The sequence below is a fragment of the Flavilitoribacter nigricans DSM 23189 = NBRC 102662 genome (genome assembly GCF_002646595.1).
In the GTDB taxonomy this organism is placed as follows: domain Bacteria; phylum Bacteroidota; class Bacteroidia; order Chitinophagales; family Saprospiraceae; genus Flavilitoribacter; species Flavilitoribacter nigricans.
Map to the genome: position 1 here is coordinate 230,060 of NZ_PDUD01000020.1, position 24,648 is coordinate 254,707.

Genomic DNA, 24,648 nt, shown 5'->3' on the forward strand with positions numbered 1-24,648 from the left:
TGAAAGACACCATAATCCCAAAAGGTTTTAATATTTTTTATATAGTTTGCTGCTTAATGAGACATGAAAGCCGTTGCCCGATTACCGGAGCAGCGGCTTTACCATTTTGGAGGAGGAGAGAAGAACCCGGAGACCGATCTCGGGGAATTTGGAGGTAATATTTTTTAATCGGGGCAGGGACCGGCGGAAGCAGTGCCGAAATTCAGTCAGAAATTTTTCTATCCCAGAAATAAACTTTTTTGGCGCTCGTTGTTAAGCTATAAAGATTTAATTGAAAAAGGGAGTTGAAGTAGTTGCAGTAACTTTATTTTTTAATTAAATTCGCAATCGTTATTTTCCAATCAAGGTCATGAGAAATTTTTTCCTGGAACGGCAGCTTCGGCGCATCGAACGAGATGTGAGTGACGACTTACTGATGATACTGGAGGTTGGTCCCCAGTATTATTCGAACCAGGAATTGTACGAACTGACCGACGAATTGCAGCAGCAGGAGGAGATCTCCAAAAACCTTCAGCGCAACTTTTTCCTCTTCCTGGTTTCCATTCCCCTCTGGGTGTGTGCTTATTTCCTCTCCAATGCTTTTGGCTGGCATGCAGTGGCACGGATTTTCCTGTATATGATCCCCGTCGCCGGTCTGATCTTCGCCACCGGAAGTTTCTATTGCCGCTATCAGTACCGCAACTGCCGCCACGCCAACCTCATTCGCTCCATCATCCAACAGGAACTCGAACGTCGCCGCAAAGACGCTTCCATCTCCTGACAACCGACCCTCAACCATCCACCGTCAACCCTCGACCATCAACCGTCAACCGTCCACCATCAACCATCCAAAAATAATCCCCCCACTTTCCAGTGACCTTTCCCACTTCAAGCGTCATATCTGATTATCAACACTTTTAAATCCAATAAAGGGTATGAAGCGCTGCTCCCTGCTGGCTATGATCATAGCCGCGTTTTCGCTTGCCCAACTGCAAGCCCAATCCGGTGATTACGTCATTCGTGGCGACACCTTGCTTTCCGGAGAAAAAGTCCGCTACGATCCACTCCGACCGACCGAAGTAGCATTTAGGTCCCGTAAAAAAGGTCAGCAGATCTTTTCCGCCGACGAGGTCAGTGAATTTGGCCTCAAAGAGGACGGCGGCCGGGTTTTTAGATCCTTTCCACTGGCAAATGGTGGACAGTACCAACGCTTTTTTCTGGAACGACTGGAAACCGGTGAGCTCGAACTTTACCATCTGGCTTCCGGGCACGATCGCTTTTATCTGTTTTCAGATACCCTGATCCCTCTGGATCCGGTTACCTTCCAACATATTATTCAACTAAGAACGAGCTATTGCCCGGAGCTGAAGCAGCAGTACCAACTGATCCATTATACCAAAGCGTCATTGACTTATTTTGTCCGCGCTTTCAACCGAAAAAAATGTGGAAATGTACCCTTTGTCCAATTTGGGGGCGGTGTAGGGTATGGCCAACAGGAATTGCAGTTGCCCGCGGGAATTTTTCCCGAAATACTGGCGGCGGGCCGCTCTCTGACTGCAACCAATCTGGATCTCTCCCTTTTCATAGACCAGCCCATCTGGAAACTACCTGGTCTAAGTCTCACCAATTCCATCGGATTTAGTCAAAGTTTATTTGCGGCCGAGCTACTCTCACCCCGTATCAATCAGGACATTCAGATCAAACTGTCGAATATTCAGTGGAGTCTAACTCCCCGGTATACTTTTGATCTACGCAGTGTGCGGCCCTATCTGCTGGCCGGAGGAGCCGTGTCCTACACGATCGACCCCGAAACTAAATTTTTGCAGGCCACCATTGACGGTTCCACTGTTAGCATCGATTATTCGGATCAGCTCGTTCCCCAGCCCGGTATATTCTACGGTTTTCAGTACGGCGGGGGCATCCAGCTATTTTACCACTTTGGCCATTACCTGGCCCTTGAGTATAGCGGGAACCGACTAAGCAGTAAGGAAAAATACGGTCTGAACGCCAATTACCTCAAAATCAAAGTCAACCTATGAAAAACCACTCTCTGATCCGGCTTCCCTTTTTACTGCTACCGCTGCTCAACGCCTGTACGAAAGAAGATTTTCCCTACCCGAAAGCCTATCCGGTAGTGATCACGGACGAACTACTCGAAATGGATGAAAGCGGGGTGACCTTTTACGGGGAGTTATTTACGGTAGGCACCCAGCCGATCCAGTCTTACGGCTTTTTGTGGTCCGGCAGTGACGCTACCGAACAACGTATCTCGGTCACTGGCAATCTGGCGGAGGGCAAATTTTCCCATCGCCTGGCCACCTACTTACCCGCTGGAGTCAATTACACTTACCGGGCTTTTGTGGAAACGGCTGATCAACTGGTCATGGGGAATATCCGGCAGTTTATCAGTGTCGGCAATGCCGTACCCCGCATCCTTAGTTTTACCCCTGCTTCCGGAACGGACGGTACGCTGGTAACACTGACGGCCATCAACCTCAGTACCGATCCGGAGCAGAACCTGATCTACGTCCAGGGTGAACTGGTTAAAGTGATCTCCAGCACAGAAAATACGCTCATTTTCGAAATGCCCGTCACCAATTACCACGGAGCTGCGGAAATAGCGCTTCAGATCGGACTGACCGGTCAGGCAGGGGCGATCCGGGTTCTGGCTCCCGAAAAGTTTATGGTTCTGGGACCGCAGATTGATAATATCTCCCGGATCGACGCATTTCCCGGAGAGGAAATAACGATCCGCGGTAAACACTTCAGTGCCTATGGTACCGATGTCTACGTGCGGATCGGTGGGGAAGCTGCCGGCACTGTAGCTCTCAGCGATGAAGAGTTGACGATCATCGTACCGAGCGTAGAATACAGCCTTTTGGCGGATTTTGCGGGAGAATTGGAGTTATTCACGGCCCAAAAATCGGCAGTTTATCGGGAAACCTTTACGATCAAACGATCCTGGGAAGGCCGGTCCGAAGTTCCGGTGGCGGGGGCCTGGGCCCACAATGGGTTTACCTACGGCGGAAAGGGATACGTGCTGGATCCGGTTGCCCAAAGAATGTATGACTATGATCCTCTGTCGGACCAGTGGACAACGCTGGGAGCCATCCCGGAGGGTATCCATTATGGGCGCAACCTCAGCTTCGTGTACAACCAAAAGCTCATTGTACTGGAGGGAACAGATCTCACCGGTACTAGCGGCCAGGTATGGGAATACGATCTTACTTCCGGCCAATGGCAGGAAGGAACGGTGATGCCTTTTAGTTTCCAGTATGCGACGGGAGTAATGTGGGGAAACCGCTTTTACGTGATCACCGGATGGGGAGAGGTCTGGACCTACCGACCGGATGACCGGACCTTTATTCGTAAACAGGACGTTCCGGCCAAATTTGCGTACGCCGGATCTGCTTTTGAGCAGGATGGCGAATTCCTGCTTGTGGATGATCAGGCAACCTGGCGCTATTTTCCCGATCTCGATACCTGGACTTTCCTGCATCCGAACCGGGTCATCCTGAACAGCAGTGAATTTCTGGGTTTCTCGCACGGAGGGACGAACTATCTTCTGCAATCCGGAAGATATCTGTACAAATACCTGCACGCGCGGAGAGAATGGCGTCCGGTAAGCTCATTCCCGGGCTGCGGAGCCTACAATTACAGCGATCGGGTGGCTTTTACGTTTAACGATCAGGCCTATCTGGCCGAATTCCACAATCCGGATGATCCTTGCGTTTCCGGACTTTATAAATTTCAGCCTTAGACCGGCGGAAACCTTTAGCTGCGATCGAACTGATCCCGGTGATTTAATGGTGCTGTAAGCTATTTTTATTCTACTTTTGCCTGCATCATCATCAATTCAAGGGCTTAAAGTTCGCATGGGTAAAAAAAATACGAATCGATTGTATCCCAATTTGGTGCAGGCCGTAGTGTCTGCGCTGCAAACCATTTTCACCGAAGATTACTATGCAGACAAGGTCATTCAGCGTCTGCTGAAATCCAACCCGAAGTGGGGTTCCCGGGATCGGGCATTTCTGGCGGAAAGTGTCTATGAGATCGTTCGTTGGTACCGCCTGCTCTATACCGTACTGGGCCAGGAACCAAAAACGGAGGAAGACTGGTGGGAAATGTTCGGCGTCTATTATTTGCTGGCCGGTGGCGCCCTGCCCGACTGGAAAGAATTTTCCCGGCTCGATGCGGAACAGATCAAAAAGCGGCAAACGGAATTGCTGAAGGACCGAAAGATCCGGGAATCGATCCCCGACTGGCTGGATGAACGGGGTGCCGCCGAACTGGGTGAACATTGGCCGGAAAGCATCGCGGCGCTCAACCGCATGGCCCAGGTCGTACTGCGGACTAATCAACTAAAGACCACATCCGCTGAACTGGCCGAACTACTCAGCAAAGACGGTATTGAGACCCGAACCCTTGAGAACGGCGGTTTACTGGTCACCAAAAGGCGTAATCTCTTCGCTACCAAAGCTTTCAAGCAGGGATTGTTTGAAGTACAGGATTTCTCCTCCCAGCAGGTGGCGCCCTTTCTGCAGGTAGAACCGGGTATGCAGGTGGTCGATGCCTGCGCCGGCGGCGGTGGGAAATCGCTTCATCTGGCTACACTAATGGAGAACAAAGGTCGGCTGTTGGCCATGGATACCGCCGCCTGGAAACTGAATGAGCTGAAGAAACGGGCCCGCCGCAACGGCATTCACATCGTGGAGACCCGACCGATCACCAATTCGAAAGTGATCAAGCGGCTGGAAGGCAAAGCGGATCGGCTTCTACTCGATGTTCCGTGTTCCGGTTTGGGCGTGATCCGGAGAAATCCCGACGCCAAATGGAAACTGAGTAATGACTTCATAGAAAGAGTACGGAAAGAGCAGGCGGACATCCTGGACCGATATCCCCGTATGCTGAAACCGGGCGGATTGCTGGTGTATGCCACCTGTAGCATTTTACCGAGTGAAAACCGAAAACAGATAGACCGTTTTTTGGAAACCCATCCGGAATTCGAACTCGAAGAGGACCGGACCATCCTGCCGCAGGATGAAGGCTTTGACGGTTTCTATATGGCCCGGCTCAAAAAGCGGGAAAACTGAGGCCATCCGGTTTCCTAATCTTCATCCCCCAGCAGGTCCGGACGCCGTTGCCGGGTTCGTTCCATGGCCTGATCGTTGCGCCAATCTTCAATCTTCGGCGTGTTTCCGGACAGTAGGATATCCGGTACTTTCCAGCCGCGGAACTCCGCCGGACGAGTGTACACGGGCGGGGCGAGCAGATCATCCTGAAAGGAATCGAAAAGCGCGGAGGTTTCATCGTTGAGTACACCGGGCAGTAAGCGTCCCAGAGAATCTACCAGCACGGCTGCGGCCAGCTCGCCACCCGAAAGCACATAATCTCCGATCGAGATCTCCATCGTGACGTAGTGCTCCCGGATCCTTTCGTCAATACCTTTATAGTGGCCGCAGATCAACAGCAGATTGTTATTTAGAGACAGACGGTTACAGATGCCCTGATTGAGCGTTTTGCCGTCGGGAGTGAGGTAGATGATCTCATCGTAGGTGGTGGATTCCTGTAAGCGATCAATACAGGCGGCCAGAGGTTCCACCATCATCACCATGCCCGCACCGCCACCGAATTGATAATCATCCACCTGCCGGTGTTTTCCAAGCCCGTATTCGCGTAGGTCGATCAGGTTGACCGTCAGCAGCCCCTTAGTCTGGGCGCGCTTCATGATGGAATGTTCCAGCGGACTGTGTAGTAATTCCGGCAAAACGGAGATGATATCAATTTGCATAATCAGCTTCTGTCATTTTTTCGGCCACAAATATAGTCAAGATTTTTGTTGCGAGTTGTTCTCCGGTCGAGACTGTAAGCAGGAAATTCGCTATCAAACTCACGCTCTTGGTCGTCTTTTAAACTTCCATATTATGTTAAAAATGCATTAATGACATCCGGGGGGATTGCCGATCTGCGGAATAATAATTATTTTAGAACGCGTTAAAACTTTTTACTCATCCGGATCGTCCATACCTCAAAAAACATCCAACCCATGTCAAATATTCGTTACGCTGTTCTGATCATCGGTGCGCTCAGTCTTTTACTTGGCCTCAGTCTGGGGCAGATCTACTTCCAACACCAACGGATCGAGCAATTGGAATTCAACCGTTTCCGCAGTTCTGTAAACGTACCGCAGGCCGCTCCCCATACCTGCCATCCCCGAAACAGATGCACCCACGATCTGTCGCGGTTCTTTGATGGTCATCGCGAATCTATGGAAAGAGCGAGAGTGGAAGCATTCCGTAAAAGACAGCGGGAGATGACCATTCAGGTGGACGAGGTGGAAAAAAGATTACAAAAAGCCATTCGCCGTTACAACAAAGAAGTGGAACTCTGGGAGAGTAACCATACCTGGAAAAGTACCAAGAACGGACTGTATCGATTTGAGGATTAAGCAATCCCCGTATCGCGTTTGATCTAAAATACTAGAACTTCGCGGATCTCAGATTCCGGCCGAATACTCCAACCAATTCCCGGGATCTGAGGTCATCTATTCCTTTCTGGAATAAACAGAATCATAACATTACCTATCGGAAAAACTTATTTCCATCTTTCCGAATAAGCAAGAGGGTATAAAGTCGTGTAGAGCGTTTACCCTTCAATTAGGCAAACTTACTACCAACCGACCTTATACCCTCCGGCAAAGTATTTACAATTAGTTGATCTTCAACAGTTCCACATCAAAGATCAAAGTAGAGTAAGGTCCGATCTTTCCACCGGCACCCCGCTCCCCGTAAGCCAGGTCGTACGGGATGTACAATCTCCATTTTGATCCCAGTGGCATCAACTGCAGACCTTCCACCCAGCCCTGGATAACCTGGGTTACCCCGAAGGTGGCCGGCTGGCCGCGATCCACGCTACTATCGAAAACCGTTCCGTCCAGCAGCGTACCGTGGTAGTGTACCGTCACGCGGTCCGTGGGTTGCGGTAGAGCGCCGTCTCCGGCTTGCAACACTTCGTACTGCAGACCGCTCGGCAGAACCGTAACTTCTTCCCGCTGGCCGTTTTGCTCGAGGAAATCCTTTCCTTTATTGATAATTCCTTCGTACTGCTTGGCCTGTTGGGCCTGCATGAATTCCTGAACGATCTGATTGGCTTTGCTGAGATCGATATCCAGCTCACCTCCGGCGACCATATCCTGAACTCCCTTGGAATAGGAAGCAACATCAATTTCTGAAATACCTTGCTTTTGTAGACTCTGGGCCATCAATACGCCCAGACTGTAACTTAATGAATCCATATTGGTTTGTGCATTAGAAAAAATAGTCAACATCAGGCAAAATGCCAGTATGCCTATTGCTTTCATGTTATTTGGTTTGTTTGAGTGCTAAAACGCGCGCAAAGGTAGGGAAAGTATTTCATAACCTGAGGCCTGACCATAATCTATACTATACTTAAAGCGGTTTAGGATTTCCCCAAACCGCTTTAAGTAAAGTAGTATGCTAAGCACTGTCCAAATCTAAAAACAGGAAATCCGCACTCGCCACCAGTATGTTGGTCCCAAAAGCCCGCACATCGGCCAATTCTGCGTTGAACTGTTCGTATTGCAGATGAATGTTAATGTTGAGCTGCTTCCCGGAAAGGGTTTCAAGTTCCTCCCGATCCCGGCCCTGAAAATAAAGGCCTGAACGACATCCGGGTCGATCTCGTCGTTATTTACCGCTTTCTAAGTTCAATCTGCCGGGTGAGCCGGGTATTAACACTATCTTTAAAACAATACTGCCAAGCTCACCAAAATGGCATTGGTCTCAAAATGGCGCGCATCGTTAAGTTCACCGTTTATCTGTTCGTATTCCAGGCTGAGGTCGACATTAGTACCCGGAATAAACTTCAGGCGAGTACCGATACCGCCGTTAAAGCGGAAGGACTTGTAAATCTCCATGTCCACCGTGGTGTTTTCCACTTCTCCAATCAGTTTGACTCTTTGGGTGATCAGGTCTTTTTTCAGATAAACGGGAATCTTGGTCCCTCCGAAGAAATACGGGCTGACCTTGCCCTTGCCGAACTGATACCGAAGATTCAGGGGAATATCCAGTTGCTCAAACTGGTTGATATGAATCAAGGTACCGAGAGAGTAGGGTGTCTGTTGGGTAAATTCGAAGCGATGATAGACCACACCGGTACGAAATGCCAGATTTTCAAAGTAAGACAGATGGACCAGCAGACCGGCCTGTATGCCGTCACCGTTGCCTTTAGAAACCGGCTGGGCAGCATTGTAATTGTTAGCAATGCTTTTGATAAAATCTTTGCCGGCCAACACCCCGAAATTTACCAGGAGCCGGCGCGGGATGGTTAGCGATTGGGTAGCCGTTTCCGGGTGTGCGCATTGATTATAGCGACGCACGTAGCTCGTAAGGGCACCTTGCGTGAACTCGATGCGGCCGCCCCGTAAAATTAATGATTCGCAGTCCCTCAGTGTATATCTGATAAGCCCTTCGTATCCTTTATCACTTTTCAGCTGACCGTCCTCTATCCGATCCCGTTTCTCCAACTGGACCACTTCGCCGGAGGCCTTGGTCAGGACATACACCGGGTCGGAAACGGTATTGTATTCGTAGAGTCCGGCATAACCGGTCACCAGTTGGCGGAGGAACTTCAGCTCTGTCTTTTCCTCTATGGTAATCGGTAGGGAACGGTAACTGAAATTAGGGTCGTAAAAGAAGGAATGGACCTGTTCCGGAGAGAATTGTTGCGGCGAGGTCTGTGCGAGATCCGCCTTGAACATAAAGGCATTGCTTTGACTTACCTTAAGCCGGTCCTGAATATACCCGTGTGTGGTATCACCGGAAAGGGAGACATATCCGCCCCGTACGTATTCACCGGTTTGGGCGGTGAGGGGAGCGCCTGCAATACAGCATAGAGAAACGCATAGAAAGATGAAAGATCTTGTCATTTGATTGCCGGAATTTGATGATTTTGAATTTACCTGAAATACCAGGTTTTTATGAAGCAAAATTGTCCACATCCGGCGATATAGTAATAGGGCAAAAACGCGATTTTACAGGACAAAACGTTCATTTTCTCGTAGTGGCAGAACCACTATAGTGGCAGGAAGGACCTGCGATAGGCCCGTGGCGGCAGCAATACCTGTTGCCGAAAAAAACGGACGAAGTAAGATTCATCCTCAAACCCAAGCGAAAAGGCAATCTCCTTGATGGAGCTATCACTGTCGAGTAATAAGCGCTTAGCTTCCTCTACCAGTCGATGCTGGATCAGATCCGAAGGAGACTGGTTCAGGGCTTCCCGGCAGTGGCGACGAAGGGTAGGCAGGCTCAGGTTTAATTGCCGGGCGTAAAAGGATGGCTGATGTTGCTGGGTGTAATGTTCTTCGATCAAACTTAGGAAGGCGGTTGTCCAGGCCGATTTATGGCCTGCCGTAACGAACTGAAACTGATCCCTTATCACCTGCCATAAGTGAAGCACCAGGAGGGTAGCGGTGGTATAGGCTAATGAATTTTGCTGGTAGGGGGAGCCGGACAAATATTCCTGATGATCGTGGCACAGATTGCGAATGGCCGGAAAGGTGGAAATAGAAGATATTAGAAAAGGTTTCTGAGCGCCCCATGCCGCTTGCCTTAGAGACCGCTCCAGCATGGGATTATTCGTCAAAAAGGTATCATCAAACCAGAAAGTGAAACCTTCCACTTCCCGTAATGGAATGCCCGGCTTAAAGTGTTTCGGAAAAAACCATAGGGTTTCGGCTAAGTCAAGCTCCTGGTTCCGGACACCGGTTGCCCAATCGATGTGATCTTCGACGATCCAAAGCCGGTAAAACCGCTGATCGGGCACCTGTAGGAGCCCGGTTGCCACCGAGCCGGAGAGACGGTTTAATCGGTATAATCCATGCACAGCAATGGTGGTTATTGGAATCGGAGCTACGTAATATTTTTTTTGATTTTCTTCATACAATCTATAAATATTATTCGAGTGCTTCTAGGAAAAGCCTAAAAAAAAATACCCGCTGATAGGGTGAATCGCTGGGGGCGAAAGCTACCGGTATTCAAGCCAACATCTTTGTAATCGTAATCCAAGTTAATGAAGAGGAGGCTGCGGTCGAAAACCCGGTAATTTATCCCGACACCACCATTTATAGTGAACAATATAGTCTCTTTGAATAGATCCCGATCCCGGTCGATACTCAAGGTTCCAAATGCAAAGCGACGGAATTTTTCCCGGACTCCAAAAGTGAGGGGAATGTTCATACCTCCGTATAGATACGGGGTGAATTTACGTTGGTTAAACTGAAATTTTATATTTACCGGGATTTCCAGACTACTGACTTCATGCTTAAAATAGTCTGTACCGAAAGAAAATTCCTTCATGGTTTCCGCAGCGTAAGTGAAATACGTGAGCCCGGTTCGCAGAGCGACCTGTCTGAGAAAATAAAATTCCGCCAAAAGCCCGGCATTCCAGCCGCTTCCGTCTCCTTCAAAAGCAAGTGTACCACTACTGCCTTCAGCCATGGTGTGGGAAATTCCCGCTTGTACACCGATACTGACTCGTAACTTCTGTCGATTGATATAGAGCTCAGAATTTTCATCGGCATGAGCGCACCGGTTATAATTGTGCACTAATCGAGCAAGCATCTCTTGGGTATAGTTGATTCGGCGATAGTTTTGCACAATTGACGGGCAATCCCGGAATAAATATTTCATCTTGCCGAGATATTCACGATCCAATTTAACGTGATCTTCAATAATTGAATCTTGTCTTTCTAATTGAACCTCTTCGCCACTTTCCAGCGTCAATACATAGATAGGCTGACCTGGACCCAACTCCTGGTAAAGCTCAGCATAACCGCTGACGAGTTGTCGCATAAACACTATTTTCTCCTTACCGGATTTAGTAACGGTCATTGATCTATAGTGGAAATTTGGCTCATAATAGATCCGTGTTATTGCTTCCGGTACCAATTTCCGGTTATCCTTAGTATCCAGTGTGGGTTTATAAAAAAATGTATTCGCCTGGATCGGTTGATAACGATTGTTGATAAATCCGAATATAGTATCCTGATTGGACGTAATATAATAGCCGGGGACGAATGGACCCGGTTCCTGGGTCACACCGCGATTTATTATAAAGAGAAGGCACATCAGAAAGAAAAAGTAGCGTTTCATTAAATTAATTTTCGGCTAAAAGATCATTGGAATTAAAGTCTGACTCAATATAGCAATGAGGATTATTGTTAAGATATTCAGCACCACCCCCGCCCGCATCATCTGCGGGATACTGATATAACCGCTGGCAAACACGATAGCGTTGGGCGGCGTAGACATCGGCAGCATAAAGGCACAACTCGCGGCCAGGGTCACCGGAATACAGGCGTAGAGCGGGTTGATACCCATGCCCACGGCAATCCCACCGACTACCGGTAACAGGATCGTTACCAGGGCGACGTTGGACATCACCTCCGTCATAAACAGCGAAACGGCTGCGAGCCCCAGAATGACCCAAAAACCGGCCTCTTCCATCCCGGAAAACTGATCGGCGATCAGGTTGATCAAACCGGTACTTTCCATAGCGGCCGCCAGGCTGAGCCCACCACCGAACAGCAGCAATATGCCCCAGGGGAGCCTTTCGGTATCTTTCCAGGACAGTAAAAATTTACCTTTCGAGAAATCCACGGGCACCACAAATAAGGCTATGGTCGCCCAGATGGCGATCTCCGGGTCGGTGATGCTGGTGCCGTCCGGCAGAAGGCCATTGATCTGTTTGCGGAAGATCCAGCAAAGTGCGGTGCTGACAAAAACGATCAGCGTCCGGATCTCCCCGGTAGAAGGATTCCCCAGATTTTTGAGTTCTTCCCGGATCAGGGCCTTGCCGCCGGCAAAGTTACCCAGGCCGTTTTTGTAGAGCACCTTTACGATGAGCCCATAAGTCAGGGCCAGCAGCACTATCGCAAAAGGAGCGCCCAGCATGATCCAGCTGGCAAAACTGACCTCAATGTTATGGTTGGTACGCATCACGCCGGCAAAAACCACGTTGGGTGGGGTCCCGATAATAGTGGTCGTACCACCGATATTCGCGCCGAAGGCTACGAGCAGCATCATGCTGATGGCAAAATTGCGAATGCTTTTCGGAGCGTATTCGGTTTTACCTTTGGTCAGCAGATCGATCACCGATACCGCGATCGGCAGCATCATGACCGTGGTGGCCGTATTACTGATCCACATACTCAGAAAGGCCGTAGCGATCATAAAACCAAGGAGTATACCATTGGCATTGGTGCCGGTGATCCGCACGATATTCAGGGCAATCCGGCGGTGCAGGTCCCATTTTTCCATGGCCAGAGCGATCATAAATCCTCCGAAGAACAAATAAACGATGGGACTGGCAAAAGGAGTCGTCGCATCGGACATCGAACCGATCCCGAACAGGGGAAGCATCACCATCGGCAGGATGGCGGTCACGGCCAGCGGTACGGCTTCGGTAACCCACCAGCAGATCATCATGGCGGCGATGGCGATCACCCGCCAGGCGTCCGGACTAAAAACTTCCGGTCGGGGGTACATCAAAATGCCGATCAGCAATAGCGGCCCGGCCACTAACCCTATTTTTTGCAGACTCATACCTTAAAATTTTCCCAAATATGGGAAATTCTAGCGCACTATTGGTCCAAAAGTCTTTCATTTGTATCATTCTGTCGATAGCTCAGCTATGATTAAAGCATTATTTTTATCATTGTAGCTGAAATAAACCATCATACTGGCGGGCAGCCAAATGACACCTATGCCTACTGAGGATCACAAGCAAATTCTGGAACGCTTACGTGAGGATGATCAATCTGCATTGCAGGAATTGTTCGATCAGTGCTATCTGCCGGTATGTACCACCATTCGTCGCTTTATTTCCGATCACGCCCTGGTAGAGGATCTCGCCCAGGAGGTGTTCGTCCGCTTCTGGGAAAAGCGCAACACCCTTCAGATCAATTCTTCACTCAACGGTTACCTGCGCCGCATGGCCATTAACGAAGCATTGGGCTACCTGCGCAAGAACAAGGTGTATATCGAGGAGTTGGATCCGCAAACGAATAAGGAACTCGCCCCGGATGTCGAAAAACAATTGCTGCATTCCGAACTGGAAGCGGAGATCCGGGCGGCTATCGACAATCTTCCCCCGCGTTGCCGGACGGTCTTTCAACTGAGCCGGTTTGAAGAACTAACTTATCAGGAAATCGCGGATAAAATGGAGATCTCCATCAAAACGGTGGAAAACCAGATGGGGAAAGCACTACGGGTGCTGCGGGAACAGTTACAACAATACCTGAATCTGATCCTGCTGGTCATTTTTACGTGGTTTGACTGATCGTACGGGTACCCGTTTACCGGGGCTCCGGCCGGCCGGGAAAATAAATTTCCGGGTACTGAAAAAAAAATTGATGCTGGTATAGGGGGGGAGCGAACATCGCTACATCCTATACACGGAAAAGGGATCGTAATACAATGGAAGATGCCAAATACATAGAACTGGCAGCCAAATATCTTTCTGGTGATATTGATTCGACAGAAAGAAGACAGCTGATGGAATGGGTCGCGGAGAGTGATGCCAATCAGGCCTTCTTTGACGAGATGATCCATCTGTGGGGGCTGACGGGAGATGCAGACCGGCCGTTTCAGGCGGATACTAAAGCAGCCTGGAACAAGGTCTCGGCGCGGATCGGCCCCGCTCCTGCACGGGAGGAGCCGGAAGCGCAGTCTCCGGGAGCCAAAATCCGGCCTTTGTCGATAAAACGGGATTTCCTACGCATCGCCGCTGTACTTTTGCCCCTGATTGCGGTGGCTGCCTGGATTTTACTGCAACCTAATGAGCCGGTGGAACGTCTCATAGTCAGTACAGATACGACCAAAGAGATCGTATTGCCGGACAGTAGCCGGGTAACCCTCAACGCCAACAGCCAGTTGAGCTACTTTGAGGATTTCACGGATCGAAAAGTCCGTCTGACGGGAGAAGCTTTTTTCGACGTGGCCAGAGATACCGCCCGGCCCTTTGAGATTTTTACAGGAGAAACCGTCACCCGGGTACTGGGTACCAGCTTTAATGTCCGGGCTTTCCCGGAAGAGGATAAGGTAGAAGTGATGGTCGTTTCGGGCACGGTGGAGTTCAAAGAGGCAAAAGATGAAAGCGACCGCATTGTTCTGAACGCAGATGAAGGCGCCGTATTCAGTAAAGAAGCGCAAAAAGTAGAAGCCGCTACGAGTCTGGGAAATAATGCGAATGCCTGGATGAAAAACGAAATTGACGCAGTAGATATACCGCTGCGGGAAATGCTCCAGATCATCAATAATTACTTCCGGACGGAAATAAGCGCGGAAAATGAAGCCGCGCTGACCTGTAACGTCAGTATTCCGAAACTAAAAGATCCGACCCTGGATAAAGCTTTGGAATTTTTGACGGAACAATTGTATCTGGAAAAAGATACGACCGGAAACCGGATCATTTTGACCGGAAAAGGCTGTAATAATTGATCGGTAAATAGTTTGGTTATGATAAAGTCAACTTACCTAATACCTGCATTTTTGTTCCTGACCATAGGTGTACTCACCGGGCAGGACGGGGTATTGCAGAAAAGAGTGACTTTGAATTACCAGGAAACAAAACTGGGAACGGCTCTGACGGAGATCAGCACGGGATACAACATCCAGTTCGCTTACAGTACGGATATCGTGCCCATCAATGAAAAAGTAACCGTTCAGGTCGTTAACAAGCCGTTGGATTACGCTCTGGAAAGCATGCTTTCAACGACTAAGGTAGAATATAAGGCCATCGGTTCCCATATCATTTTGAAGGTCAATGAGGAAAAACTAACGCGTTTATCCCAACCGCTGCCGCAAAGCGTACCGCAGATCACGCCCCTTTATCAGGACCCTAAACCGGAAGAACGGATTTCGGAACGGCAGCCGCCCAAACGGGACCCCGTACAACGACCGGAATACATCGGTACCCGGGGACCCAAGTCTTTACCGGGAGGTGACCAGGTCTACGATCTGGATCCCGAAAGGTTCAAGATCCGGGATGTATCCTACGATCCCAGCAAATCGATCTTTGACCAGAGGCTGGCCCAGATTTCGCTTTTGTCCTTCCTGGGGACCAATGCCGAACGGAGCGAAGATGTGACCAATAACCTGTCCGTTAATGTATTCTGGGGCAAGAACGGCGGGGTGAAAGGACTGGAAGTCGGCGGCCTGTTCAATACGGTAGTGAATGATGTGGAAGGAGCCCAGATCGCTGGTTTGGGAAATACCGTTGGCGGCCGGGTGATCGGAACCCAGTTCGGTGGTCTCTTTAATGTGGTCGGTGGGGAAATGGACGGCATTCAGGGTGCCGGGCTCTTCAATGTAAGCGGTGATCAGACCAAGGCGGTGCAAACGGCCGGTCTGTTCAATATATCGAGCGGTGATTTCTACGGGCTCCAAATGAGCGGCCTGTTCAATGTATCCAACGGGATTGCCGATGCAGCCCAGGTCAGTGGCCTGTTCAATACGGCGAACGGTAAAGTGAAAGCACAGATCAGTTCGTTGTTCAATACGGCCGGAGATGTCCAGTGGGGACAGGTAAGTGCGCTGCTGAACGTCGGTAAGAAGGTAGACGGCTTTCAGATCGGATTGATCAACGTGTCGGATACTATCACCGGAATGCCGATTGGCTTACTCAATATTGTAAAACACGGATATAACAAAGTGGAGTTTGCGGGTAGTGAAACCCTTTTCGCTAATTTCTCCCTCAAACTCGGGGCACGTTCTTTTTATAATATTTTCCACGCGGGCATCCGCTGGGATGATCGGGAGATCGAAGAAAACGGCGCTATCCGTACCGGCCGATTCAGTAGCTGGGGACTCGGATACGGGATCGGTACGGTGATCGACCTGGGCCGGACCACATTGGTCAACTTTGAACTGGAAGCTACTCATATCAACGAACTGGAATCCTGGACCAAGGAGCTCAATCTGTTGAACCAGGCGCGACTGACTTTGGACATTCGCACGGGGCCGAGAAGCGGGCTCAGCCTGTTCGGCGGCCCGGTACTAAACGTAATGATCTCCCGTCGTTACGATCCGGAAACCGGAACTTACGGGTCCAACATTATGCCCAAAACTTTTTACGATGAAACCAACAACGGAACCAATGTGAAAATGTGGACCGGTTTTATTGCAGGTATCCGCTTTTGATCAACTCTCCAGAAATCACAACAGTCCTCTTTTAGCGGGTAACGGCCGATCCGGTTCCCGATTAGATGAGCGGTGAAAACAAGTCAAACAGTACAAGTAATTTTTAACTAACAATAATAATTCATCTGATAATCAGTGAATTGAGTTTAGTTGTCCGGAGTATTGATACCCGGCCGACCGGAGCCTTCACTGTCTTTTAAAAAGTGTAAATCATGAAAAAGAATAGTTATCTGATCATTTTGGCCCTTTTATGCTCTACCGGGCTGATGGCCCAGCACGAAACCCTGTTCAACCGGGCCCGGGTAGTGGGCGGATTCGGTGCGCCGATCCTGGAAATGGGCATTAATAACAATTTGAATACGTCCGTCGGTGGTGGCGGTGGTATCGTGATCAACAGTTTCTTTCTGGGTGGTTACGGTCTCGCCAGCGTTGATTTCGAGGAACTCTTTGACAACGGAGAAGTGGAAGTACTGAATATCGGCCACGGTGGGTTTTGGCTGGGCGGCACCCTGCGTCCCTACAAGATCCTGCACCTGTACGCCAGTACCCGTCTGGGGTGGGGGGCCGTGAATGTTGACCTCCAGGACAACAACCAACGGTACAGCGATATCGATAAGATCTTCGTAGCGACTCCCGAACTCGGTATCGAACTCAACCTGACCCGCTGGTTCCGCATCGCCGGCACCGCCGGTTACCGCTGGGTGAACGGTACTTCCGAAAACCGCGGATATACCGATGATGACTTCAGCGGAGCGGTAGCGAGCGTAGCCCTTCGCTTCGGTTGGTTCGGCTCCAAAAGATGGTAATATCCGGTAGACTTTCTAAGTTGTTGATCAATGACTTGGGAAGTCTATTTAATTGCTAATGATCAAATTAAAAACGCACCCCTTTAATCCAAATTAAGAGCCGATCCAGCAACCGTTTTTGCTGTCGAAAATGACCAGATTTGAGTTCTTAAGAAATTATTTTCGAGTTTCCTAGCAGCGCTACGGAAGGAGGAAATGACGAAATGAGGTTCCATAGATGGTTATTTTAAGACCAAAGAATGGCTTTGGGTTAGGCTCTAAGCAGCAGGATGCACTACACCTGAAATTCACCGCATCCTGCTGTCCCGACTTCTAAATCACCTGACTAAAATGAAAAATTTTCTGACTGTGCTCCTGCTCGGGGGCCTGCTACACCTGTGCGCCTCCAATGCAGGGGCCCAAAACCATGTGCAAACCATTCGCGGACAAGTTCGCGATATTGATACCCAGACCCCGCTGATCGGGGCCACGGTAGTCCTCCAGACGGGGACGGACCCCATCGGAACGGTTACCGACCTTGAGGGCAAATTCCGTTTCGAGTCCGTTCCGGTCGGCCGTTTTGATCTGTCGGTTAATTACCTGGGATACGAGCCATTGCTGCTCAATAGCCTGCTGCTGACCAGTGGAAAAGAAATGGTACTCTCCCTCGATCTGGTAGAATCCGCGATCGCCATGGAAGAGGTGGTAGTCACCGCCCGGCACGATAAAACCGAAGCTTTAAATGAACTGGCCAGCGTGAGCGCCCGTTCCTTTTCGGTGGAAGAGACCAGCCGCTACGCCGGTAGTTTCTACGATCCGGCCCGAATGGCCCAGAATTATGCGGGCGTATCGGTAGGCAGTGGGGATGATCTGAATAATGAGATCATTATCCGCGGTAATTCCCCAACCGGGCTGCTCTGGCGGCTGGAGGGGATCGAGATCCCCAATCCCAACCATTTCGGTGCCCTGGGGAATTCCGGAGGAGGGATTAGCATGCTGAGCAGCAGTATGTTGACCAATTCTGATTTCTACACCGGGGCCTTTCCGGCAGAATTCGGCAATGCCACCTCCGGAGTTTTTGACCTGAATCTTCGCAAAGGGAATAACGAGCAGCGGGAGCACGCGGTAATGCTCGGCGTACTGGGCCTGGAAGTTGCCACCGAAGGACCGATCAGCCGGGAAGCCGGCTCGTCCTATCTGCTAAATTACCGCTATTCCACCCTGGCGATCCTGCAATCACTGGGACTCAATCCCGCCGGTGATGCCCTCCCAAAATACCAAGACCTTTCGTTTAACATCAACCTGCCGACCGCCAAATTCGGAACTTTTTCCCTCTTTGGTCTGGGTGGGTCAAACCAGTCGTATTTCGAACCGATACCCGATCGGCAGCAATGGGAGTTTGAAGATGATAAATGGGGATTCCTCGAAGAGCAGCAGGTAGGGACTGTGGGCTTGAGTCACCGAATACTGCTATCCGATCGGAGTTTCCTCCGCACGGTGCTGGTGGCTTCCTCCAATCGCTACCTGGACCGGGAGTACTGGCTGAATGATACCCTGGACTATACGCGCCATCTTGACGAAGAAACCACTTCCACGAATAATTCCATCCGCATCAGCAGTACCTACAATCTCAAACTCAATGCCCGGAATTCTTTCCGGGCCGGACTGATCGGCAGCCACCTGTCCTTTGATTTTGTTTACGATGAGGACGACGGCGAAGGACTGCACCGTTATTTTGACAATTCGGGCCAAACCCAGTTTATGCAGGCCTTTGCGCACTGGAAACACCGTTTTAACGATCGCCTGAATATGAACGCCGGTCTGCACTATTCCCACCTGATGCTCAGTCACCAGCAGGCGCTGGAACCCCGCTTTGCCCTGGAATGGCAGCTATCTTCCCGCCAGAAGGTAAGCGCAGCTCTGGGGATGCACAGTAAAATGGAGCACCTGGCGCTGTATTTATTTGACGGGACCTTGCCGAGCGGACGTCGCCATGTGCCGGCCAGAGACACGGAGTTCAGCAAAGCCTGGCATGCGATCCTGGCTTACGACCATCGCCTGGGCGAGAACCTGCGCCTGAAAACCGAGCTTTATTACCAGCATCTATTCGACGTCCCGGTGGAGAATAATATGGCCTCGCTAGGCTCTCTGATCAACGCTACGGATGTATGGGATGTGATCGGTGCGCAAGAAGTGGTCAATGAAGGGATCGGGCGCAATTACGGGGTCGATGTAACGCTGGAAAGATTCTTTGCCGATCAGTACTATTTCCTGCTTACCGGTTCTTTGTACCAGTCCGAATACCAGCCCCTGAACGGCAACTGGTATTCTACGGCTTTCAACGGAAATTACCAGTTGGTCGCGCTGGGAGGCAAGGAATTCAAGGTAGGGAAAAAGAAGGTCAATATTCTTGGATTCAACGCCAAATTGATCTACTCCGGTGGCCGTCGCTCCACGCCGATCGACCTGGAAGCCTCCCGCGATCAGGGACATACGGTTTACCGGCAGGACCAGCCGTACGCCGCCCGAAACTGGCCTTACAAAAGACTGGACGTTGGGATCAGCTACCGGATCAATGCGCAGAAAATGAGCCACGCACTGCTGCTGGATATTCAAAATGTGACGAACTATCTGAATATTTACAGCCAGTATTACAGCAGTAGCGCCCAGGAGATCCGCTCGGTTTACCAAACGGGGTTATTACCGGTATTTGCCTATCGGGTAGAATTTTAGAGGACACAGCCGCCGGGTATTTCGCGGCCTCGTATAAGGGGAACCGTGGACTGTCTGGCGGCTGTTTTTTTGCGGGTATGAGGAGTGGAAAGGGGGGAAATGTACGCTGAAACCCAGTAAAATGGGACAATTTTCGCGCCCTAAAAAAAAGCAGGGTATCTACAAAACGTAGTACCCTGTATAACCCCAAAAAACCAAATGAAAACAATCTACATATGAATGCGCTTATTCAGCGAAACTGATATCGAAAGTTTGTTAGAACCTAAAGTTAGGCAAAATAAATTTTGTTAACAAATAATTAATCTCCCTAAAACTATAAAATATTCCTGTTCCGCCAAACTAAATTATTATTATTTCTGACTAACAGAAGAATATAAATATACTAAAATCAGATATTCAATCGAATAGCGTGGATGCTTTTAGCGCTCGGCGCAGCGAACACAGCGGTTGCTTTGCGGCATAAACATGAGTCTCGCGGGAGGTATCGCCTGCTTGCAGCGAACGCAAATTCCGAACTCCGGCAAGTCAACTTTTGTAAGTGCGGCTTCCAGGTTGGAGAGCTTCTTTTTGGCCGAGCGCAGGGTAGCTTCGGACACACTTTTGTTGTTGATGGCATCCATCCGGCTGACCCGTCCGATGGCGTTTTCCGGAGCAATAGGCTGGGTCGCATCCTCCAGATGCCGGATCTCTTCCCGGGTTTGCTGAATGGTATCTATGATCTTTTGTTTAAGCAGTGCCCTTTCTTCTTTATTCATAGCGGATCATTTGTGATTTCAATGCATTCACCGGGGTCTTCCCGGAGGTAATAACGGATATTTATAAACTGTCCCTTTACGGGATTGCGGTGTATATCCCTGATGATCAAAGGGGTGGTCAGGCCACTATCTCCGTGACGCAACCTTTGCTTTTGAAAGATATCAATTTCAGTGAAGATAACCAGTTGATCAAAGCCATCATCCAGGTTATTGGGGACTTTTATCCGGGCGGAGGGAAGAGTATCCCCGGATCGATCATCCGGAATATGGTCGCGGTCGAGCCGGAAATAACTGCCGAATTTAACGGCTTTTGGCGGGCTATCGGACGGCTCATAATTGGACCGATAGGCACCCATAAACAGCTCGATACGTTCGGGGATCGGGATCGCCTGCCTGGCTGCCTCCTGCGATAATAGGTTCCAGAAAATGGGGACCTGCACCTCCCGTCGCAAACCGGCCTGCATGGTTTCACTGAGGACGATATCCACTGTTTCTCCCGGGGGGATTCGGTAGGTCGTAGCATCGGCCGGTTCCAGCCTGCGGACGTAATCCATCAGATCTAAATGCTCCAGCAGTTTTTGCAAATTGTGATAACTGATCGGATTGATCTCCAGAAAAGTAAACTGAAGTTCCTCGGGCCGAAAACAGTACAGTAAGGGCAGTACCAGCGTAGCGAAAGGTCCGGTACCTGCGTATAGAAGATGGACCGGCCGGTTTTTACGGGTGGTCAGCAAATGGGCGACAGCCGTATGAATTCCTTTGATAAACCGGCGGGTACGTAAGAAGTCATTCAGGCAATAAGCCGCCCAGGTAGAACCCAGGGCCATCCCCTGCGCCAGGGCGATATTGTATCTGGCAGCTTCAGTCTCCAGATCTAGTTCGGAAAGTTCCAGCAACAGTTCCTTGTAGAGATTGCAGGCCCGCCAGGCGGTTCCCAGATCCTCCGGTTCTTCCAATAACACTTTAGCTACCTCCTGAAATCTTGCCTTCATAAGTCTCAAAACGAACCGGAACCGAAGCATCAGCCATCTGGGCCCGGCAAAAAAAAGATAAAAAAAGCGCTAATCAGCCAGGCTAATCAGCGCTCTTGTATTAAATAAACAGTAGTATCTTATCCGGACTAGTCGCTGGAAGAAAAGATCGCAACCAGTCGGAGTATTTCAACGTACAGCCACACGAGGGTGATCAGCAGTCCCATACCGCTGAACCATTCCATATAGGCCGGGGCACCGTATTGTTCCCCTTTCTCGAAGTTGTCGAAATCCAACAGCAGGTTGAACGCGGCAACCCCGATGATCAGCAAACTGATGCCGATGCCAATGGGAGAGGCGTCGTGCAGGAACGGCATGTTGATACCGAACAGGCTTAGTACAATATTAACAATGTAAACCAAAGCGATGGCCCCGGTAGCCATAAAGATACCGGAACGCAGTTTATTCGTCACCTTAATGATGCCGGCCTTATAGATAAACAGCATGGTAAACAAAACTGCCATCGTCAGGGTCACGGCCTGAAAGATAATTCCGTCAAAAAACTGGGCGTACATCGCGGAAACCCCGCCGACAAACAATCCCTCCAGACCGGCGTAAAGCGGGGCCAGGGTAGGAGAGAGGTGCGGACGGCTGGAAGCGATAAGCACCACGATAAATCCGGCAATAGCGCCGCCCCAGATGAAAATGGGGTTGGGGTTGGTGAAGCCGACCCAGGCGGTCAGCAGCATAATGCCCGCCAGAATGAAGGTTTTGTTGATCGCCCCCTGGACGGTCATTTTTTCACCTCTTACGATCAGCCCGCTGTCGAGCGTCTCGTGACTTGCTTTCTGGAAAGCTTCTTCCTGGAGTACAGGATTGCGCGATTCAAAAAATCCTTTTCGTCTACTCATTTAATTCTTTTTTGTAAATCCGGTAAGTCCGGATATCACTGACAATATAAGCCCGGGCCAATTGCCGGGAGAGAACGTCCGACCAAAAGCCGACATTAATATATAAAACCATTAAGCATGGCCGATGGTTTCATCCTGAAATTCGGCTTTGTGTCAAAATTTGCTGCCGGTCCGTTGCCGGCATTAGCTAGAACCAAATATAATACTAAATGGTTTCGCGTGCAAAAAAAATAGACCTGACAGTGTGCACTGTCAGGTCTTGGGGATCTATGGATGGGAATTACCCACGAGCTATTTTACCCATATGGCGGCAAACCGGGTCGAGTTATTGTAGGATTGTAATTTGTAGAGTCGCATACCCTGTGCGGAAAATTGATTGAATTTGGACTGGTAAGCGCTGGGCGTCAAACCGTAATAAGCCGCATAATTATCACTCTTAGGCATCCACAGGCCACCGACCGTACTACCGTTGACGTGCATACTGATCAGTTGCCACTTGCTGTACAATTCTTTGAATTTATCGTTGAAAGCGCCGCTGGACATGCCGTAGTAGGCATAAAATCCATTGTTCTTATTGGTGAATACTCCGGCGTGGTAGCGCTTGCCGCCCATGGTATAGGTGACGTGCTCGCCGAGCTTCCATTTTTTGGTCTTTACGTAGTTGTTCCAGAGGGAACCGAAGTTGTTGTCGTCGCGATTGTGAAAACTGGCGTAGGCTTCACCGGCTTTGTTTTTCGCCCAGATCACCGAGAAGCGGGGATTGCCCTGACTGTCTTTGGAAACCTGGATCTGACGGGGGTGGAATCCCTGACTGTTATACTGATTGAAGTAGTTCTGATAAGACGTTGCGCTCATGTAGAAGCGGGCGTACCAGGAGTTGGGCAGTCCCCACTGGAAGGAGCCGGATGCCATCAACTTGCCGCCGCTGTTCCGATCGATACTGATCGTCTGGAGGGCCATACCCATTCCGGTATAGTAGCCCCAGTATTGATTCACATACTGCAGAGGTACGTTGTGGAAGCTGGGATAAAAAGGAGCGAACAGGCGGGCGTAGGGCGTTTCGGAATCCAGGTCGTAGCAGTCGATACCGCTCTTCTTGTTGTATACGCCGTAGGGATCTACTTTTACCCAGTTGCCATTGTTGTCCTTGATGCGCAGTTCAAAGTGGATATGTACGTTGAAGGAAGTGGTCGGATTTTTGAAGTTTCCGTTGTCGTCGAGAATGATCCCGATGCCGCCGGATCCGGTATTACCGGTCCATGCGATCATTTGACCGGCTTTTACGGTCTGGCCCACGGACACTTTGATCTTTTGGGACTCCTTACCCCAGCAAAGGGTGGACGGATTAGGCTTGTAGGCGAATTTTTTATACTTGCTGCTCGGGGATTGCTTGGCTTTGTTGATGTCATGCGTGAAACCGTTACGCAGGTGCAGGTAGGTACTCCGGTACTTAAAACCATTGGGTGCGGTGTGTTCAATGGTGACGACATTACCTCCGCCGTTGCTCCATTTTACATCGATCACTTTCCCGTCGGCGATCGAGTATACACCGAAGGTGGGATCCTCGCCGTTGGCTACGCTGCTTTTACCGTAGTCGATGGCGCCGTGTTTTTTATCCCAGTTGTAGTAGAAACCCTGCCAGACGGTCACTTTACTGTGGCGGTAAGGGACGTAGAGCGGCATGTGGGCTTTGGCCGAAGCGTAGACGGCTTCCAGCTCGGGTTCAACGATGGGGACTGCACAGTAGTTATTGCCGGAATACGTGCGGTAGGTGGTCCGTAAATTGGCTTCCGAAACGACCTGTGCGTTTCCGGTCTGAAATGCGTTGCTGTTCCATAGTGTGGATCTTTGGGGCATTCTTTGCGCCGGACGGGCTTTGGAGAGCCGGATATTTAAACGGGGTTCTTCGGAATGGTCATGGCCGTCTTCTCCCTGGGGGATGTCCATCCGCATCGGGGGAAGAGAACGGTAAAATACAGCATCGGAATCATCTTCCGGATCACCTTGCTGGGCGGGGGAAACCCTTTGAATGGCCTGGGCCCGACGGATCTGGGCCGATAGGGATGAGGAACTCAAAAAACTGATGCCTAACAGGCATACGAATAGGAACGATATCTTTCTCATGGTTCCGGGTTTTGGTTTTTGTAGTTTTAGTAGGAAATTCAATGGGATGTGTCCGGCAGGCAGAAGATGTACCCACCAACTTCAAATTTTTTCAAAAAAGGGCCGGAACTCCCTTGAAAATAATCGACGAACGATAGAAAATACTTGGGCAAATGTGCTGGAAACGCATT

The 24,648-nt window shown here is 50.0% G+C and carries 20 protein-coding genes; 10 read left to right on the forward strand and 10 right to left on the reverse strand.

Annotation, left to right across the window (positions count from 1 at the left end; translation table 11 throughout):
• Positions 1 to 349 precede the first annotated feature (349 nt).
• The 4 genes from CRP01_RS14965 (at position 350) to CRP01_RS14980 (ending at position 5,072) form a co-directional block, all read left to right on the forward strand.
• Positions 350 to 760 (forward strand): hypothetical protein, encoded by a 411-nt coding sequence (locus CRP01_RS14965; protein ID WP_099150866.1) that lies wholly within the window; start codon positions 350 to 352, stop codon positions 758 to 760.
• A gap of 154 nt (positions 761 to 914) precedes the next feature.
• Positions 915 to 2,018: a hypothetical protein gene (locus tag CRP01_RS14970; protein ID WP_099150867.1), complete on the forward strand. Its 1,104-nt coding sequence runs from the start codon at positions 915 to 917 to the stop codon at positions 2,016 to 2,018.
• Positions 2,015 to 3,739, forward strand: coding sequence for an IPT/TIG domain-containing protein (locus tag CRP01_RS14975; protein WP_099150868.1), 1,725 nt, complete (start codon positions 2,015 to 2,017; stop codon positions 3,737 to 3,739). Before CRP01_RS14970 ends, CRP01_RS14975 begins: the two co-directional genes overlap by 4 nt.
• Before the next feature lie 139 nt (positions 3,740 to 3,878).
• Complete coding sequence (locus CRP01_RS14980; protein ID WP_222845743.1) at positions 3,879 to 5,072, forward strand: RsmB/NOP family class I SAM-dependent RNA methyltransferase; 1,194 nt, start codon at positions 3,879 to 3,881, stop codon at positions 5,070 to 5,072.
• Positions 5,073 to 5,086: 14 nt separating this feature from the next.
• On the opposite strand, the gene trmD is transcribed toward CRP01_RS14980, so the two are convergent.
• Positions 5,087 to 5,770, reverse strand: a complete 684-nt coding sequence (gene trmD, locus CRP01_RS14985; protein ID WP_099150870.1) for a tRNA (guanosine(37)-N1)-methyltransferase TrmD — start codon at positions 5,768 to 5,770, stop codon at positions 5,087 to 5,089.
• Positions 5,771 to 6,025: 255 nt separating this feature from the next.
• Here trmD and CRP01_RS14990 point away from each other — a divergent pair, with 255 nt between their 5' ends.
• Positions 6,026 to 6,427, forward strand: coding sequence for a hypothetical protein (locus tag CRP01_RS14990; protein WP_099150871.1), 402 nt, complete (start codon positions 6,026 to 6,028; stop codon positions 6,425 to 6,427).
• Between the two features lie 261 nt (positions 6,428 to 6,688).
• On the opposite strand, the gene CRP01_RS14995 is transcribed toward CRP01_RS14990, so the two are convergent.
• The 5 genes from CRP01_RS14995 to CRP01_RS15015 form a co-directional block, all read right to left on the reverse strand.
• Positions 6,689 to 7,339, reverse strand: coding sequence for an FKBP-type peptidyl-prolyl cis-trans isomerase (locus CRP01_RS14995; protein ID WP_233752687.1), 651 nt, complete (start codon positions 7,337 to 7,339; stop codon positions 6,689 to 6,691).
• A 402-nt stretch (positions 7,340 to 7,741) separates the two neighbouring features.
• The gene (locus tag CRP01_RS15000) at positions 7,742 to 8,926 is read right to left on the reverse strand and encodes a porin family protein (protein ID WP_170110379.1); all 1,185 of its coding nucleotides are present in this window, start codon (positions 8,924 to 8,926) and stop codon (positions 7,742 to 7,744) included.
• A gap of 146 nt (positions 8,927 to 9,072) precedes the next feature.
• Complete coding sequence (locus CRP01_RS15005; RefSeq protein WP_143473392.1) at positions 9,073 to 9,843, reverse strand: helix-turn-helix domain-containing protein; 771 nt, start codon at positions 9,841 to 9,843, stop codon at positions 9,073 to 9,075.
• 134 nt (positions 9,844 to 9,977) lie between these two features.
• On the reverse strand, positions 9,978 to 11,150 hold the full coding sequence (locus CRP01_RS15010) for a porin family protein (RefSeq protein WP_099150874.1): 1,173 nt from the start codon (positions 11,148 to 11,150) through the stop codon (positions 9,978 to 9,980).
• 15 nt (positions 11,151 to 11,165) lie between these two features.
• A complete protein-coding gene (locus CRP01_RS15015) occupies positions 11,166 to 12,602 on the reverse strand; it encodes an SLC13 family permease (protein WP_099150875.1) in 1,437 nt (478 codons plus the stop codon).
• Positions 12,603 to 12,762: 160 nt separating this feature from the next.
• Between CRP01_RS15015 and CRP01_RS15020 the strand changes: the two genes are divergently transcribed.
• The 5 genes from CRP01_RS15020 to CRP01_RS15040 all read left to right on the forward strand — a co-directional run bounded on the left by CRP01_RS15020 (position 12,763) and on the right by CRP01_RS15040 (position 19,717).
• A complete protein-coding gene (locus tag CRP01_RS15020) occupies positions 12,763 to 13,338 on the forward strand; it encodes an RNA polymerase sigma factor (protein WP_099150876.1) in 576 nt (191 codons plus the stop codon).
• A gap of 215 nt (positions 13,339 to 13,553) precedes the next feature.
• On the forward strand, positions 13,554 to 14,498 hold the full coding sequence (locus CRP01_RS15025; protein WP_170110380.1) for a FecR family protein: 945 nt from the start codon (positions 13,554 to 13,556) through the stop codon (positions 14,496 to 14,498).
• An 18-nt stretch (positions 14,499 to 14,516) separates the two neighbouring features.
• Positions 14,517 to 16,199, forward strand: a complete 1,683-nt coding sequence (locus CRP01_RS15030) for an STN domain-containing protein (RefSeq protein ID WP_143473393.1) — start codon at positions 14,517 to 14,519, stop codon at positions 16,197 to 16,199.
• 212 nt (positions 16,200 to 16,411) lie between these two features.
• A complete protein-coding gene (locus CRP01_RS15035; RefSeq protein ID WP_099150879.1) occupies positions 16,412 to 17,005 on the forward strand; it encodes a hypothetical protein in 594 nt (197 codons plus the stop codon).
• 330 nt (positions 17,006 to 17,335) lie between these two features.
• Positions 17,336 to 19,717: a TonB-dependent receptor gene (locus CRP01_RS15040; protein ID WP_099150880.1), complete on the forward strand. Its 2,382-nt coding sequence runs from the start codon at positions 17,336 to 17,338 to the stop codon at positions 19,715 to 19,717.
• Positions 19,718 to 20,136: 419 nt separating this feature from the next.
• On the opposite strand, the gene CRP01_RS15045 is transcribed toward CRP01_RS15040, so the two are convergent.
• From CRP01_RS15045 to CRP01_RS15060, 4 genes are all read right to left on the reverse strand, one after another.
• Positions 20,137 to 20,472 (reverse strand): TraR/DksA family transcriptional regulator, encoded by a 336-nt coding sequence (locus CRP01_RS15045; protein ID WP_099150881.1) that lies wholly within the window; start codon positions 20,470 to 20,472, stop codon positions 20,137 to 20,139.
• Entirely contained in the window at positions 20,469 to 21,464 is a 996-nt protein-coding gene (locus tag CRP01_RS15050; protein ID WP_143473394.1) for an SAM-dependent methyltransferase, read from the reverse strand. The genes CRP01_RS15045 and CRP01_RS15050 overlap by 4 nt, the downstream gene beginning before the upstream one ends.
• 128 nt (positions 21,465 to 21,592) lie before the next feature.
• On the reverse strand, positions 21,593 to 22,354 hold the full coding sequence (locus CRP01_RS15055) for a Bax inhibitor-1/YccA family protein (protein ID WP_099150883.1): 762 nt from the start codon (positions 22,352 to 22,354) through the stop codon (positions 21,593 to 21,595).
• Between the two features lie 291 nt (positions 22,355 to 22,645).
• Complete coding sequence (locus CRP01_RS15060) at positions 22,646 to 24,478, reverse strand: M23 family metallopeptidase (protein WP_099150884.1); 1,833 nt, start codon at positions 24,476 to 24,478, stop codon at positions 22,646 to 22,648.
• Positions 24,479 to 24,648 lie beyond the last annotated feature (170 nt).